This is a genomic window from Dehalococcoidia bacterium, assembly GCA_041653995.1.
In the GTDB taxonomy this organism is placed as follows: domain Bacteria; phylum Chloroflexota; class Dehalococcoidia; order GIF9; family UBA5629; genus CAIMUM01.
In genome coordinates, this window is record JBAZEK010000001.1 from 820,990 (window position 1) to 836,869 (window position 15,880).

Consider the following 15,880-nt stretch of genomic DNA (forward strand, 5'->3'; position numbering starts at 1 on the left):
GCAGCGCCGGCTATTCTTGTTTCTTGATAGACAGCGTGATCTCAAGCCCAGAGAGTTTAAATTTCTCGGTGTGTGCCGGCGGCTCAGCCGACTTCTGAAGAATCTCCGTCGACAGCGTCTCCTGCCTGATATAATCGGCGAAATCCTTCATCACGGCCTGCACCTGCTCGCCGCCCTCGTAGTAGGTCCGGATATGGTCCGCTATCTCGAGGCCGGCGGACCTGCGCATGGTCTGCAGCCTTCTGACTATCTCCCTGGCAAGGCCCTCAGCCTGCAGCTCCTTGCTGATCTCCGTGACGACGCCGACCTGGTAGTCGCCCTCAGCTATCACGGACAGGTTCTTATCCTCTTTCATCTCCTCCTCTGTGAATCCCATTTCCTTGACGTTTAACTCATCCGTGATCTGAGTGCATAGTTTCTGCAGCGCCTCCCTCTCATGAGACGACCTGGCCTTCACGATCACCTTGGGCAGGGGCTGCCTGACCTTGACAGCGCTCCTGGAGCGCGCCGCCCTTCCCATGCTGCAAACCTTCATGGCCAGCTCTGTGCCGGCGATTATATCCGTATCGATCTGTTTCTCATCGGCATCGGGGAATAGCGCCAGGTGAACGCTTTCCGGCGCATCCTTGTCAACCGTCCTGACCAGATTCTGATAGATCTCTTCCGCAACGAAGGGCGTAAAGGGCGCAAGCAGTTTGGCCAGCGTCGCCAGCGCCTGGTACAGCGTATGGTAGGCCGATAGCTTGTCGTGGTCATTCTGGCTCTTCCAGAAACGCCGCCGGCTGCGCCTGACGTACCAGTTCGACAGGTCGTTGACAAAGGACTCGATCTTCCGGCCGGCCCCGGTGGGATCATATTCACCCAAATGGCGGTCCACATCGATTATCAGCTGGTTCAAGCTTGAGATCAGCCACCTGTCCAGCTCCGACGTGATTTTCGGGGCCTTCTTTCCGGGTGCGAAATTATCGATATTGGCGTAGATAACGAAGAACGAGTAGGTGTTCCAAAGAGTCATGAGAAAGTTGCGCATGACCTCGACCACCATGTCGGGAGACATGCGCCTGACGTTGCCGGGAGGGCCCGAGGTGAACATATACCAGCGCAGCGCATCCGCGCCTGAGGAATCGAGAACGGTCCAGGGGTCCACCACGTTTCCCCTGGTCTTGCTCATCTTCTCCCCCTGAGCGTCAAGGATATGGCCCAGGCAGATGACGTTTTTAAAGCAGGGCTGGTCGAATATGAGTGTGGAAAGGGCGTGCAGGCTGTAGAACCATCCCCTGGTCTGGTCCACGGCCTCAGATATGTAATCGGCGGGGAAGCTCTGCTTGAAGAGCTCACTGTTTTCAAAGGGATAGTGCCACTGGGCAAAAGGCATGGCGCCCGAATCGAACCAGCAGTCGATGACCTCGGGCTGCCTGACCATGGTATCGCCACAGGCGGCGCAGGTGTAGGTGACGTCATCGATATACGGCCTGTGCAGGTCCATACCGTCGGGGTAACCGTGTAATCCGGGTTTGCCCTTGATCTCCTCCACTCCACCCGGGCAATCGTACTGCCCGCACTTGCGGCACACCCATATATTGAGGGGCGTTCCCCAGTATCTTTCACGTGAAAAGGCCCAGTCCACGTTGTTATTTAGCCAGTCACCGAACCGGCCCTCTTTGATATGCTCGGGATACCAGTTTATCTGCCTGTTCCCGGCAATCATCTCGTCCTTTCTGGCGGAAGTCCTGATGTACCAGGTCTTCTTGGCGTAGTAGACCAGGGGCGCGTCGCAGCGCCAGCAGAACGGGTAGGTGTGCGTGATTTTGACGGTCTTGTAGAGAAGGCCGCGCTTTTCGAGATCGCCCAGTATATCGGCATCGGCGTCTTTAACGAATTTTCCCGAAAACGAGTATGTGCCGGTGATGTTGCCCGCCAGGTCCACCTGCTGCACGAAATCGAGATTGTTCTCCAGACCTGCCTGGAAATCCACCTCGCCGAAAGCCGGCGCGATATGCACTATGCCCGTGCCGTCCTCCATCGAGACGAAATCGGCGGTAATAATCTTATAGGTGAGGTCTTTAACCGGCTGCTGCACATCGAACTGCCCCGGCTGGCCTTCCTTGGCGCGCTTTCTTTCAACATCGTATTCGTGAGGATTATACAGGGGATAATAGAGCGATCCGACCAGCCGGCCTCCCTTAAACGTCTTGAGCACAGGCCGGCCGCCCAGTCCGGCCTGGTCAAGCAGGGCCTGCGCAAAGACCAGATACTCGTCATCCAGTGCGATAACGGCATAATCGGCATCCTCCGCCAGTGCCAGCGATGTGTTGCCGGGAAGCGTCCACGGCGTTGTCGTCCAGGCTAAAAAGTAGACCTTACCCTTCGCTACAGCATCCGCCAGCGTGAGACCGCCGGACTTATCGGAAGCCACGGACGGCGGCAGCGTGTGTATCCTGAATTTCACATACACGGACGGGTCGACCGTGTCATCCTTGTATCCGAGGGCCACCTCGTGTGAACTGAGTGAAGTACCGCAGCGCGGGCAGTGGGGTGTAACCTTGTAACCCTGATAGATCAGGTCCTTGTTCCAGAGCTGTTGGATGCCCCACCAGCACGATTCGATGTATGAGTTATGCAGCGTCACATAGGGATGGTCGATATCCAGCCAGAAACCGATCCTCTCGGTAAGGGAATCCCATTGCTTGAGATACTTGAATACGCTTTCACGGCAGAGAGCGTTGAATTTGGCTACGCCGTATTCCTCGATCTGCGCCTTGCCTGTAAAACCGAGCTGTTTCTCGACCTCGAGCTCGACCGGCAGGCCGTGCGTATCCCAACCGGCCTTCCTGGGCACGCAGAACCCCTTCATGGTCTTATAGCGGGGTATCACATCCTTGAAGACGCGTGACAGGACATGGTGGATGCCGGGATTGCCGTTGGCCGTGGGAGGACCTTCGTAAAAAATATATCTGGGTGAAGAAGATCTGGCGTCTATGCTCTGCTCAAAGATTTTTCTGTCGCGCCACAGCTTTAATATCCCCTGCTCCAAATCAGGGAAGCTGACCTTGCTGTTAACGGGCTGGAACATGGACTACTTTTTCCTTGATTGTATTACCACACGGCGCCCGTCCCCTTCTCCAGTGCTCTGGGTCATAACGTCAGGATTATCGGCCAGCGTTATATGCACAATCCTTCTCTCATCGGGAGGCATCGGCTCCATGGTAATGGGACGCCTTCTCCTCGCAACCTGCTCGGACAGACGAAGAGCGAGCTTCGCGAGAGACTCATAGTGGCGTTTTTTATACCAGTCCACGTCGACATTGACGGAGACCCATTTTTTCAGTTTCTCGGCTACGATCAGTCTGACCAGGTATTGCAGAGACGACAGTGCCTGCCCGCGCCTGCCGATGAGCACCCCCAGGTCATCTCCCTCGATGTTCAGCGTGATGGGAACTCCATCGTCACCCGACCCGGTTACATCCACCGTGGCCAGTATACCCATGTTGTGCAGGACATCGCATAGCACCTGGCGGGCCGTATCGGCCGCATCGCTCATGGCACCCGGTTGCCTTTCATCGTCATCTTCGAGCAGGACCACCTTGATGCGGGCATCCTCGGCGCCGACTCCCAGCACGCCCGATTTACCTTTCTTGACCACGATAATGTCAACCTCTTCGCGGGCGACACCGAGCTGCAAAAGGGCAATCCTGGTAGCCTCCTCCACCGTCTTGGCGCTCAGTTCTAATTCTCTCACTTCTATCCCTTCTTTTTGTCGCCGCCTTCCTTAAGTGCCTTGGAAGGCTGTTCCGCTGCTTTTTGAGTCGCGCTCTGAGGCTGAGTCTGAGCCTGAGGTTGCCTGAAGGACGGGAAGGTGAAATAGCCCCAGCCGCCGGCCACGAAGTACTGGATGATTATGCCGATGATATTGGATACCACCCAGTAAAGGGCCAATCCACTGGGGAAGGACAGCGTGAAAAAGGCGAACATCAGGGGCATCATCATGGTTGTCATGCTCGACATCTGCTGCTGGCGGGGATCGGTGGCGGGCGGCGTAACCATCTTCTGCTGCACCCACATGGTCAGGCCTACCAATATGGCAAGGATCATGGTCGGGTCAGGCTGGGACAGCCTGAGCCCCAGGAAGTTCTCATTAAGCGGTATGGCCTGGTCCACCATGTCCCAGGGATATAGATGCTGCGACAATATGAGAAGATTTTCAGGCGTAGCCGCAAGGGCCTGCATGATAGATTGATAAAGCGCAATCCAGATGGGCATCTGTATCAGCATAGGCCACATGCATCCCAGGGGGTTGATACCGGCCTCTTTATAGAGGCGCATCATCTCCTGCTGCAGTTTCTTCTGGTCGCGCGCATACTTTTTCTGGAGCTCCTGCATCTTGGGCTGAAGCTCCTGCATGGCTTTGGTCGACTTTGTCTGCCTGAACGTGAGGGGCATGAGGACGATCCTGACCACTATGGTCAGCACGATGATAGCCAGGCCGAAGTTGCTCCAGAGCATCTGGGAAAGGGCGATCAGACCGTTCAGTACCGGATCGAGTATAGCTACATTCCAAATATCAACCATATAACTAACCTACTTTATCGCTGAAGAAAAATCCCAGGTGATGGTATTCTTCACCGTATCAACTGCATAGACTTTGTGATCCCGGGCATATATGTAAACCATGTCGCCCTCCGCGTAAGGATTCCCGTAGACGGTATAGCCGACCGATATACTGCTGATCTTGGTCCCGTTGGTTATATCCAGCTTGTAAAGCGTCCCCTTTTCACTCACCGCGAATATGTGCTTATCGGTCACGGCAGGGGTTGACACCATCTGGCCGTCTCCCTCGAATTGCCAGATCTCTGTGCCGCCGACAGCCTCGATGGCATATATCTTTTTGTCCATGCAGGCTGCATAGATAGTGCTGTCGCGAATCACCGGCGTGGCCCAGAACCAGTTGCCGGCCTGGTATTTCCACTTCACGGCTCCATCGGCTTTATCAACGGCATACAGGTTCCGATCGAATGTGCCGAAATAAAGCAGCTGGTCCTTTACAGCGAGAGACGAGGCTACCGCCGAGGGGATCTTGATGCTCCATACCTCCCTGCCTGTTTCGGCCGATATGGCATACACGTTGCCTCCGTAGTTGCCGGAATAGATTATTCCGTTGTCCAGAACGGGAGCCGTCCATATCTTGTCGGAGGTCTGGAACTCCCAGATAAAATCGCCTGTAACGGCGTCGAGCGCATAGATTTTACCGTTGGCGCTGCCGAAATACAGTGCCGTCCCGTCGGTGACGATATTACCGACGATCGCTCCTACCGTTTCGAAGCCTTCCCTGGGGTAAATCCAGCGGACCACTCCCCGATTGGCATTGAGGGCATAGATTTTGCCGGTGTAGGTGCCCACTAAAACCAGGTCACCGATTACCACAGGAGTGGCGTAGATGCCTTTGCCGGAGGCCGACGATGACGGGGCGCACATGGCGCCGCAGGTGGATCCCGGCGTGGCGGTTTTAATGGCATATATCCATTCCGTCTCGGTGGGGAAAGTCTTACCCTCGCTTCGCGCCTGCGGGCTAAGGGCAATGACCGATCCCTCCATAGACCCGAAGCAAATCAACTCGTTGTAGGGGGCAAAGCTGGACCAGCCCTGGGCCTGTGCTCCTGAACACCCGCCGTCCATGCCGGGCATACAGCCTGAAACAAATACCAGCAGGAGTACCCCCAGGAGAATAACAATCCTGACCAAATTTCTAACTTTTCTCATATATTATCCTACTAAGTTTCATTCAATCTTAAGCCGGCCTATCACGGAACAGGATCGTAGCCGCGGGGAGTCCAGGGATTGCAGCGGCAGATCCTGAGAAAAGTCATCCAACTGCCTTTAAAAATGCCGTATCTCTGTATTGCCTCATATCCATATTGAGAACACGTCGGTGTAAAGCGGCAGGCCGAAGGCGTAACCTGCGATATTGTGCCCTGGTACAGTTTAATTGATTTTAGAGCTACCGTTTTCAGCATCTATTACCATCAAATCCAGGCGGTTGAGCAATTTCGTTATCGACCTGTTAACCTCATGATAATCAACGCATGCCACAGGTCGCCGGGCGATCAATACCATGTCCCACCCGGATTTTATTATCATCAGGCGAATATTCTCCTTTAGCAGCCTCCTGACACGGTTTCTGACGGTTGCCTTCCCGATATCCTTGGTTACCGAGAGGCCAACGCGTAAAACATCCAGATGGTTGGGAAGAGCTTTTATTACCAGCAGTTTATCCGCTGCGGCTTTGCCAGACTTATATACTGCTAAATACTGCGATCTCCTGGTTAAAGCCAATCTCTTGGCCATCTCAATGCTATACCTGAGTGAGCTTCCAGCGCCCTCGGGCACGCCTGGCCTTTAATACGGCTCGCCCACCCCTGGTAGACGCCCGGGCGCGAAAACCGTGCTTCCTGACTCTTGCTCTTTTTTTCGGTTGATATGTCCTCTTGGGCAATTCAATACTCCAAATTTGATTAAGCTTTTTTCTCGGATGCGCTCATGTTGTAGACATGATTGGGCGACGAGGCCAGCATGGCCAGATAACGCGCCCTCTTAATGGCCTGGGCCAGGCTGCGCTGGTGCCTGGCACACACACCGGTGCGTCTCCTCGGCACTATCTTGCCGCGATCAGAAACAAAACGCTGCAGAAGAGACACATTCTTATAGTCGATAGGCGCTTTGTCGGCACAAAACATGCATATCTTGGGTTTAACAATGAATTTGCGCCCCCTCTCCCTTCTCTGTACGGTATTGGTTTCCATTGATCTAAAAAACTCCTTCTCTAACAATTAAGGATTTAAAAGGGGATATCCTCCGGCTCGATATCACCTTCGATTACACGGGCATCCTCGGGCGGCAGTTGCGCAGGCCCCTGCTTGTCCAGGAAGAGCACCCTGTCTGCCGTCACATCCAGGCTGACCCGTTTCTGTCCGTCCTTGCCGTCATATAAGCGTGTACGCAAATTTCCTTCCACGTAAACCAGCTTACCTTTGTTTAAAAACTGGTTGCATGTCTCGGCCAGCTTTCTCCACGCGCTGATGCGAAACCACTCGGTCTCCTCTTTGAAGGACCCGTCGGGCTGTCGCACATTGCGATTGGCCGCCAGGCTGAAAGTGGTGACTGCTACACCGTCCGCAGTAAATCTCATCTCGGGATCACCCCCGACCCGGCCAATCAGAATAATCTTGATCAAGCTCGCCATCAACCACCTCCGGAGATCAGCTATTCTCGCGAACGAACAGGTACCTTAATACATCCTCGGACATCTTCAAACCGGCGTCAAGCTCTTTTAAAGCCGTCTGTTTGATCTGCACTTTTTCGAGCACGTAATTGCCTTCAGTCTGCTTCTTAATCGGGTAAGCAAACCTTCTTTTTCCCCATTGATTCGTCTCCGTAACCGTTCCACCGAGCTTGGTTATCTGGTCGTTGACCTTTCCCAATACCCGGGTGAAATCATCTTCACTCAAGTCCGCATTCAGAATAAAAACCAGTTCGTAACCGGGCACAATAAATCCTCCAAGCAGCGAAATTCTACTGATTATAGCATACAGCCCAATTTCTCAACAAGCTTCAGCCTCGAGCTGCGGTATTGCATTTTCGTTCAGGCTGTCATATAGTTTTCTAGCAGGTCAGCACAATATGGAAATCAGCATTATAGGTTTGCCCGGCAGCGGAAAAACAACTGTTTTCGACGCTTTGACCAAATGTTCCGCCGAGCCCAAGCCGCACGGCGGCGCCGGGCTCACCCTGTTCCCGGCGGTAGCCAAGGTGCCGGACGCACGCGTGATGAAGCTCAGCGCCATCTTCCATCCGAAAAAGACTACACTGGCCGAGATAAAATACGTGGATTACGCCGGGCTTCCCAAAGGATTCGGCAGGGAGCAGGGGGTCAGCGGGCAGTTTCTCAACAGCCTCAGCACTTCGGATGCCATACTGCAGGTCGTGAGGGCTTTCGAAGATGCGAATATACCCCATGTGGACGGGAGGATCGATCCGCTCAAAGACATCGAAACACTGGACATGGAGCTCGTGTTCTCCGACCTGACCATCATCGAGAAACGGCTGGGACGCCTCGAGTCAGCATTGAAAATGGGGAAGTCCTCCGAGCGGGACTCGGCTGTCAAAGAGCAGGCTCTGCTCGGGAAAATCAAGGCTTCTTTGGACCAGGGCATCCCTATCAGGCTGCAAAAATTGGCCGCAGACGAATTGCGGGCGATCAGCAATTACCAGTTTCTGACGGCCAAGCCGATGTTGATCGTGATCAACATCGGCGAAAAGCAGTTGCCCGAGGCGGAAAGCATCCTTGGCACTCTCAAAACAGCCTGTTCCATGCCGCAGGTGGAGCTTATCTCCATGTGCGGCAAACTGGAAAGGGAGCTGGCGCAACTGCAGGACGATGAGGCGGATGAGTTCCGCAAGGATATCGGCCTCAAAGAAACCGCCTTCGCCGCTGTTATCAGGCATTCCTACAGCCTGCTGGGTTTAATATCTTTCTTCACGGTGGGAGAAGACGAGGTGAAAGCATGGACTGTCAGGGAGAATACACCCGCCATCCAGGCGGCCGGCAAGATCCACACCGATATCGAGAGGGGTTTTATCAGGGCCGAGGTTATGAGCTATGACGATTTTATCAAGAGCGGAAGCACGGCCGAGGCGCGCAAGCACGGTTTACTGAGGCTGGAAGGTAAAACCTATGCCGTGCGCGACGGGGATATCATGCATTTCCTGTTCAACGTATAATAATCGCCAATATTTGTACCGTGCCCCCTGTGATCCTTTCTCTTCAAGTTCACCGGTAAAAACCACGGTGTTATAATAGTCGACGATTCTTCCGGCATACTGACTATTTAAGGAGTTCCATGAAAAAAAGCCACAAAATCATAGCCTGGTTTGAGGAAATCACAAGGGAAGACATCGGCATCGCGGGCGGCAAGGGCGCCAACCTGGGCGAGATGGTACACGCCGATATTCCGGTCCCACCCGGCTTTGTCGTAACCGCCACAGCCTATTACGAGTTCCTGGAAGCGACCAACCTTATGGACGAGATAAGGAAACTGCTGAAGGATGTAAATGCAAACGACAGCCGGGCGCTGCAGGACGCGTCTTTCCATATAAAAGAGAAAATCGTCAGCGTGGCCATGCCGGAACACATGGTGAAAGAGATACAGACATCCTACCGTAAGCTGGGAGGAGGGCTGGTGGCGGTGCGGTCTTCGGCAACTGCGGAGGACCTTCCGGATGCTTCATTTGCCGGGCAACAGCGCACATTCCTCAACATTCAGGGCGAGGAATCCGTGGTCAAGGCTGTGCAGGAATGCTGGGCTTCTCTATTTGAATCGAGGGCTATTTTTTACCGCCATGAGCAGGGTTTCGATCACTTCAAGGTTGGTATAGCCGTACCTGTGCAGAGAATGATCCAGTCGGAGGCCGCCGGCGTAATGTTCACGGTGGAGCCGCTCAGCAGCGACCGCAGCAAAATACTGATCGAGGCTATTTTCGGTCTGGGCGAAGCCATTGTTTCAGGGGACCTGACCCCTGATCAGTACACTCTGGATAAAAACAGCCTGACTATACTGGATAAAAAAATCGTCGAACAGGACTGGTTCCTGACACGCAACCTCGAGGTTAAAGCCGACGACCTTGAGACAAATATCAAGGCGCCGGTGACGCCCAAACGTCAAAAAATACAGAAAATTGACGATGCGGATATCATAGGCCTGGCCAACATCGGCAAAAGGCTGGAGGATCACTATAAAACGCCGCAGGACGTCGAATGGGCCAAGGAAGGCGGGAAACTGTATATCGTACAGACCCGTCCCGTCACCACTCTCAATCAGCCGCTGGACGCATCCACCGTGGACGAGCTTAAAGCTGAGGCCATCTTAACCGGTGTAGCGGCAAGCCCCGGCGCTGCCAGCGGCGTGGTCAAGATCATCCGTGATCCATCGCAAATCGATAAAATCATAGACGGCGATATCCTGGTGGCCGAGATGACGACACCTGATTTCGTGCCGGCTATGAAACGGGCCGTCGGCATAATTACGGACAGGGGCGGAAGGACAGCCCACGCAGCGATCGTCAGCAGGGAGCTCGGCATCCCCTGCATCGTGGGCACCGAGCGCGCTACCTCCCTGCTCAAAGACGGCCAGGAGGTGACCGTCGACGGATCGTCCGGCAAAGTCTATGCCGGCCGAGTTGCTATCAAGAGCAAAAAGGCCAAAGCCCGCAGCACGTCGGGCGCCCGCATCAAGACTAAAACCAAACTTTATGTAAATCTGGCCGAGCCCGAGCTGGCGGAGAGGATAGCGGAGCGCGACGTGGACGGAGTGGGCCTCTTGAGGGCCGAGTTCATCATGGCCAGGATGGCGGGACATCCTCGCTTCATGCTTCACGAAGGCAAAGCCGCCCAATACATGGATGTGCTGACCAAGAATATCACCATGTTTACCCGGGCTTTTCATCCCAGGCCGGTCGTGTACCGCACCACCGATTTTAAAACCAACGAGTACAGGAATCTGCCCGGCGGCTATAAATACGAGGAGACCGAAGAAAACCCGATGATCGGCTACCGGGGCTGCTCAAGGTATACCCACGAAGTAGAGGTTTTCAGGATGGAGCTCGACGCCATTAAAAGAGTCTGCCAGTCCTACGATAACCTTTACGTCATGATTCCCTTCGTGCGCTTTGTATCCGAGATCGTACAAATTAAGAAGATACTGACGGAGGAGGGCTTCTACCTGTTCCCCAAGTTCAAGCTGTGGATGATGGTCGAGGTGCCTTCCAATATCCTGCTCATGGATAAATTTATCGATGCCGGCATCGACGGCATATCCATTGGTTCCAACGACCTGACGCAGCTTATCCTGGGTATAGATAGGGATAACTCCAAACTTGCCACGCAGTTCGACGAAAGAAACGAGGCCGTGATGCTGGCCATTGAAAGGGCCGTAACCACCTCGGTCAGCAAGGGTATCACCTGCTCGATCTGCGGGCAGGCGCCATCTACCTATCCCGAGATAACCGAAAAGCTGGTAAGCTGGGGGATCACATCGATATCCGTGACACCTGATATGATCGACGAGACGCGACATATCATAGCCGACGCGGAAGGTAAACTGGCCGCCTGAAAATAACGGGCGCTGCCGATCAGCATGGTTTACTCATGTATGAAATGAATGTTCGACAAAGGCTGGAGCAGGCCGAGGAGAACCTGTCACCCTACGCGGCGCGCAGCATAGCCAGCCGCGGCAGGAGGGTTGCCGAGCAACCGTGCCCTTTGAGAACCGCTTTCCAGCGCGACCGGGACCGCATTATATTCTCCAATGCCTTCCGCAGGCTCAAACACAAGACCCAGGTATTCATTGCTCCCGAGGGCGACCACTATGTAACACGCCTGACGCATACGCTGGAAGTTTCACAGATAGGCCGCACTATCTCCCGGGCGCTTTGCTTGAACGAAGACCTGACTGAGGCTATTGCCCTCGGCCATGACCTGGGACATACACCCTTCGGGCACATAGGTGAAAATGTGCTGAACGAACTGGTCCCCGGCGGATTCAAACATTACGAGCAGAGCCTGAGGGTGGTGGACTATATCGAAAACAACGGCATGGGACTTAACCTGACCTGGGAGGTGCGGGACGGCATATTGAACCATTCCAAGGGCGACCTCGAGATACTGGAAGAAGGATGGAATACCGTGTCCACAGTGGAGGGCCAGGTGGTGAAGATGGCCGATCTGGTGGCCTATATAAACCACGATGTCGAAGACGCTATCCGCGCCGGCATAATATCCCGCTCCGACCTGCCGGCCTCCACCGTAAGGACACTGGGACAGTCCAATTCAAGCCGCATCAACACGCTGGTCACGAACATCGTCGCCTTTTCATCGGGAAAGATGGACGGCGGCGCCGACCGGCAGATCATAGGAATGAGCCCCGAAGTTCTGAACGCTGCAAACGAGCTGCGCGAGTTTCTCTTCGCCAGGGTTTACCGGAACAGCCTGGAGGCAGGGAAAGCGTCGGACGCCCGCGAGATAATACTTCTTTTGTACCGCCATTTCCTGCGTGATCCGTCCATGCTTCCCGAAGAGTACCGGTTACTGGATGGCGGAGATGAGCGCCGCATCGCCGACTATATAGCAGGCATGACGGACCATTATGCTATACTCACAGCAGAAAACCTCAGATAAACACCGGTTTCTCAATATCCGCGTAATAACCAAGCTCTGATCGGACGATGAACACGACAGACGAGATCAAGCAGAGGCTGGACATCGTGGACGTGGTGTCGCAGTATGTCAAGCTGACCAAGTCGGGCCGCAACTACAAGGCCACCTGTCCCTTCCACAGCGAAAAAACGGCCTCTTTTTTCGTTTTCCCCGAGAAGCAGAGCTGGCATTGTTTCGGAGCATGCGCCACGGGAGGCGACATCTTCACCTTCATGATGAAAAAGGAAGGTATCGATTTCGGCCAGGCACTGCGTATCCTGGCGGAAAAGGCCAATATCACTCTCACTTACAAGACCAGCCAGGCCTCCGCCGAAGAGAAGTCCCGACAGGACACCCTTTTCAAACTGAACGAGGTCGCCGCGGAATACTATCACTATCTGCTGCTGCATGACGCAGAGGCTGAGACAGCCAGAAAATATACGACAGGCCGGGGCCTTTCCCAGACGGTAATAGACAATTTTCAACTGGGATACTCGCCCAATAAGTGGGACGGCCTGCTCGGCTATCTGTCCAAAGCAGGCTACAGGGATGACGATATGCTGGCAGTCGGGCTGATCGTTCAGCGCGATACAGGCGGCTTCCACGACAGGTTCAGAAACAGGTTGATGTTCCCCATTCGGGATGTAAAGGGCAGGGTGGTCGGATTCGGCGGCCGCGCGCTGGACGATTCAATCCCCAAATACCTGAATTCGCCGCAATCGATACTGTTCGACAAGAGCTCCATTATCTACGGGGTCGAGCGCGCTGCAACAGCGATCAGGCAACATGACAGCGTGGTGATCAGCGAAGGATACATGGATACGCTGGCGGCGCACCAGTTCGGATTCGAAAATACGGTCGCATCGATGGGCACCGCCCTCACGGAAAAACAGATATCTACTCTGCGCAAGCTGACGCGCAATATCATCGTTGCACTCGATGCCGATGCGGCCGGGCTTGAGGCCACGGCTCGCAGCATAACCACCATCGATGAACAGATACCCAAGGACCACTGGATGCCCTGGATCGAGCCAAAGACCTACAGTGAACTGGTCAAGCATGAGGTTCAGGTGATCGAGATCGCGGGAGGGAAAGATCCGGATGAAATCATACGCGGTTCGCCCGATAAATGGGCCGGGCTGCTTAAGGAGTCTCAGCCTATAATCGATTTTACTTTAAAAAAGGAAATTGCTAATATAGACAAAAATAATCCCAAAGATAAGTCCGCATTAGTATCAAAGTTTTTACCAATTCTATCTCAAGTAGATGACAATGTCCGGCGTGCCCATTATGTTGAGAAGTTGTCGCACCTTCTCGGTCTTAACAAAGGGTTCGTACATGATGCAATATCCGAATTCCGGATCAAGGAAAAAAAATCCAGAGCGGCGAGCGGAAGCAAGACAATAAAGAGCTATGCCGACCAGATCGCATCTCCACATCATATTGAAAAGTATGTTCTGGCGTTATTGCTCCTATTTAGCGATCTCCGAGAGGAAGGCATGAGACTATCGGAGAAATATTTTGAACTTTCGGAAAATAAGGCTATATTATTGAAATGGCAGAGTGCTGCTGATCCGAATTCGCTTGGCGAGGATATGGATCCCCTGCTGAAGGAATTCTATGACCAGCTGATATCCATGGGGAACAAAATACCTTCATCCGTATATCATGATCGTAAGGATCGGGAAAACACATTGAACGATTGCATCAATAGATTGCTTGAGCGCCACATAAGAAATCGTGAGATTGAGAAGAAATTCATCCTGTCTGAAGAGAAAGGCAGCGGTGATGTCGATAGTCAATTAGCCAAATTAATCGAACTGGATATAAAGGAAAGTCAGCAACTGCATGATATCTTCAATAAGCGCGGCCGACTTTTCAGCCGTACAAAGGGAGCCTGAATGGCAAAGATCTCAAACAAGGTGAAGAGTAAGAAAACGTCTCCGGCAAAGCCTGCGGGGAAGGGTAAAGTCGTGGTTAAGGGCGCGGTTAAAAGTGCGGCTAAAAGCCCGGCTAAGGCTGCGGTCAAGAGTACGCTTAAGGGTGCCGCCGGGGATAAGGTGAAGGTGAAGGTGAAGGTAAAGGTCAAGGTCAAGGTTGAGCCTGTGACTGTCGAAGTCGAAGGCGCCGCACTAAAGCAAACGGGATTCGAGGTACGCCCCGACCCCTGGGGCAAGATCGAAGCCGAAGCCATGCCTCAGGACGAGAAAGAACTGCTTTTCAGCGATATCGAAGCCGCCCCTGAGTTTGCCGAAGAGTGGCTCAAGCCCGAAGTGGAGGAAAAGCCGCTCATAGAGCTTGAGATCGAGCTGGCCGAGCATGAAGCAATCGACGACCCGGTCAGAATGTATCTGCATGAGATCGGAAAATACCCGTTGCTGAACGCCAAGCTGGAACGTGAACTCGCCAGTAAAATCGAGCCCTTTAAATATATGGCCCATATCCGTGAGGCCTTCCGCCACCAGGAAAACCGTTTCCCCAGTATATCCGACTTCGTTATTCAGCTGTTAAAGAACCTGGCGGACAGCGACACCGTTATCGACAGACTGGGGGAACAACTCAACGTCGCCAAGAAACCCAGCTTTAAAGAAAGACTGCTCAGTCAGAAGCTGCATCAGGCGATCGATGACTTTATCAATCCCGAAACGGTCATAAAAATCGCGGCGGATTTGAACCGTGAGCCCCACGAGATCGAAAAGAGGCTTGTCGATTACTCAATCTATGTTCGCATCATCAATCCCGAGATATTTTCTATCATAGACAGCAACTCGACCTGGGATAAGGTCAAGCAGATCGTTAATAAGGACGGCGAGACCAAACTTGCCGCAAAAATCGACGGACACAGCCACCCGTTTCAACAGAAATTCGAGCACATCGACAGGGACGGCAGGGAAGCCAGCAAGCAGCTTACCGTCTCCAATCTCAGGTTGGTGGTCAGCGTGGCCAAGAAATACGTCGGACACGGGATGCCGCTGCTCGACCTGATACAGGAGGGCAACATCGGCCTGGTCAGGGCTGTTGAAAAGTTCGAATACCGCAAAGGATACAAATTCAGCACATATGCCACGTGGTGGATCAGGCAGGCCATCACACGGGCGATAGCGGATCAGGCCAGGACCATACGCATACCGGTACACATGGTTGAAACTATCAACAGGCTGCTCAAGGTCAACAGAAAACTGTCACAGGAGTTTGGACGCGAACCCAGTTGCGAGGAGATCGGTGTGGGCATGGAGATATCGGCAGAGAAGGTCAGGGAGATCATGAAACTCTCGCAGGTGCCCATCTCCCTTGAGATGCCCATCGGCGAGGAAGAGGACAGCCATCTGGGCGATTTTATCGAAGATCGTTCCAACCTGCCCCCTGCTGACGCGGCTTCACGCGAGCTGCTCAAAGCCCAGCTCGATAAAGTCCTGGGCGAGTTGACTGAACGCGAGCGCAAGGTGCTGCTGCTCAGGTTCGGACTTGAGGACGGCCGGGCCAGGACGCTGGAAGAGGTTGGCAAGGAGTTCAACGTAACACGCGAACGGATAAGGCAAATCGAAGCCAAAGCTTTACGCAAGTTGCGGCATCCCAGCCGGAGCCGCAAGCTTAAAGATTACCTCGAATAATCACTGGCTGACTTAGGAGGGAACC

General features: G+C 53.7%; 15 protein-coding genes and 1 pseudogene. 6 read left to right on the plus strand and 10 right to left on the minus strand.

Features of this window, described 5'->3' with window-relative positions; genetic code table 11:
* Positions 1 to 10: 10 nt before the first annotated feature.
* From ileS to rpsF, 10 genes are read right to left on the minus strand one after another with little or no spacing between them, the layout of a single operon-like run.
* The gene (gene ileS, locus WC359_04010; protein ID MFA5399582.1) at positions 11 to 3,073 is read right to left on the minus strand and encodes an isoleucine--tRNA ligase; all 3,063 of its coding nucleotides are present in this window, start codon (positions 3,071 to 3,073) and stop codon (positions 11 to 13) included.
* Positions 3,074 to 3,076: 3 nt separating this feature from the next.
* Complete coding sequence (gene jag / locus WC359_04015) at positions 3,077 to 3,739, minus strand: RNA-binding cell elongation regulator Jag/EloR (GenBank protein ID MFA5399583.1); 663 nt, start codon at positions 3,737 to 3,739, stop codon at positions 3,077 to 3,079.
* Between the two features lie 2 nt (positions 3,740 to 3,741).
* Positions 3,742 to 4,569 (minus strand): YidC/Oxa1 family membrane protein insertase, encoded by an 828-nt coding sequence (locus WC359_04020; GenBank protein ID MFA5399584.1) that lies wholly within the window; start codon positions 4,567 to 4,569, stop codon positions 3,742 to 3,744.
* A gap of 9 nt (positions 4,570 to 4,578) precedes the next feature.
* Entirely contained in the window at positions 4,579 to 5,757 is a 1,179-nt protein-coding gene (locus WC359_04025) for a PQQ-binding-like beta-propeller repeat protein (GenBank protein ID MFA5399585.1), read from the minus strand.
* Between the two features lie 41 nt (positions 5,758 to 5,798).
* A complete protein-coding gene (yidD, locus tag WC359_04030; GenBank protein MFA5399586.1) occupies positions 5,799 to 6,011 on the minus strand; it encodes a membrane protein insertion efficiency factor YidD in 213 nt (70 codons plus the stop codon).
* Positions 5,980 to 6,342: a ribonuclease P protein component gene (gene rnpA / locus WC359_04035; GenBank protein MFA5399587.1), complete on the minus strand. Its 363-nt coding sequence runs from the start codon at positions 6,340 to 6,342 to the stop codon at positions 5,980 to 5,982. Before rnpA ends, yidD begins: the two co-directional genes overlap by 32 nt.
* 7 nt (positions 6,343 to 6,349) lie before the next feature.
* On the minus strand, positions 6,350 to 6,490 hold the full coding sequence (rpmH, locus tag WC359_04040; protein ID MFA5399588.1) for a 50S ribosomal protein L34: 141 nt from the start codon (positions 6,488 to 6,490) through the stop codon (positions 6,350 to 6,352).
* A 19-nt stretch (positions 6,491 to 6,509) separates the two neighbouring features.
* The gene (gene rpsR, locus WC359_04045) at positions 6,510 to 6,797 is read right to left on the minus strand and encodes a 30S ribosomal protein S18 (GenBank protein MFA5399589.1); all 288 of its coding nucleotides are present in this window, start codon (positions 6,795 to 6,797) and stop codon (positions 6,510 to 6,512) included.
* A 35-nt stretch (positions 6,798 to 6,832) separates the two neighbouring features.
* A complete protein-coding gene (ssb, locus tag WC359_04050) occupies positions 6,833 to 7,237 on the minus strand; it encodes a single-stranded DNA-binding protein (GenBank protein MFA5399590.1) in 405 nt (134 codons plus the stop codon).
* 16 nt (positions 7,238 to 7,253) lie between these two features.
* Positions 7,254 to 7,541, minus strand: a complete 288-nt coding sequence (gene rpsF / locus WC359_04055) for a 30S ribosomal protein S6 (GenBank protein ID MFA5399591.1) — start codon at positions 7,539 to 7,541, stop codon at positions 7,254 to 7,256.
* Between the two features lie 133 nt (positions 7,542 to 7,674).
* Between rpsF and ychF the strand changes: the two genes are divergently transcribed.
* The 6 genes and pseudogenes from ychF (at position 7,675) to rpoD (ending at position 15,855) form a co-directional block, all read left to right on the plus strand.
* The gene (gene ychF / locus WC359_04060; GenBank protein MFA5399592.1) at positions 7,675 to 8,775 is read left to right on the plus strand and encodes a redox-regulated ATPase YchF; all 1,101 of its coding nucleotides are present in this window, start codon (positions 7,675 to 7,677) and stop codon (positions 8,773 to 8,775) included.
* A gap of 119 nt (positions 8,776 to 8,894) precedes the next feature.
* A complete protein-coding gene (gene ppsA / locus WC359_04065; GenBank protein ID MFA5399593.1) occupies positions 8,895 to 11,162 on the plus strand; it encodes a phosphoenolpyruvate synthase in 2,268 nt (755 codons plus the stop codon).
* Positions 11,163 to 11,206: 44 nt separating this feature from the next.
* Positions 11,207 to 12,226, plus strand: coding sequence for a deoxyguanosinetriphosphate triphosphohydrolase (locus WC359_04070; protein ID MFA5399594.1), 1,020 nt, complete (start codon positions 11,207 to 11,209; stop codon positions 12,224 to 12,226).
* Between the two features lie 47 nt (positions 12,227 to 12,273).
* Entirely contained in the window at positions 12,274 to 14,145 is a 1,872-nt protein-coding gene (gene dnaG, locus WC359_04075) for a DNA primase (protein ID MFA5399595.1), read from the plus strand.
* A gap of 444 nt (positions 14,146 to 14,589) precedes the next feature.
* Positions 14,590 to 14,652: pseudogene (locus WC359_04080) on the plus strand (sigma-70 factor domain-containing protein).
* 108 nt (positions 14,653 to 14,760) lie between these two features.
* Positions 14,761 to 15,855 carry an RNA polymerase sigma factor RpoD gene (gene rpoD / locus WC359_04085; protein MFA5399596.1) on the plus strand — a complete coding sequence of 365 codons (1,095 nt, stop codon included), beginning with the start codon at positions 14,761 to 14,763 and terminating at the stop codon, positions 15,853 to 15,855.
* The last annotated feature ends 25 nt before the right edge of the window (positions 15,856 to 15,880 follow it).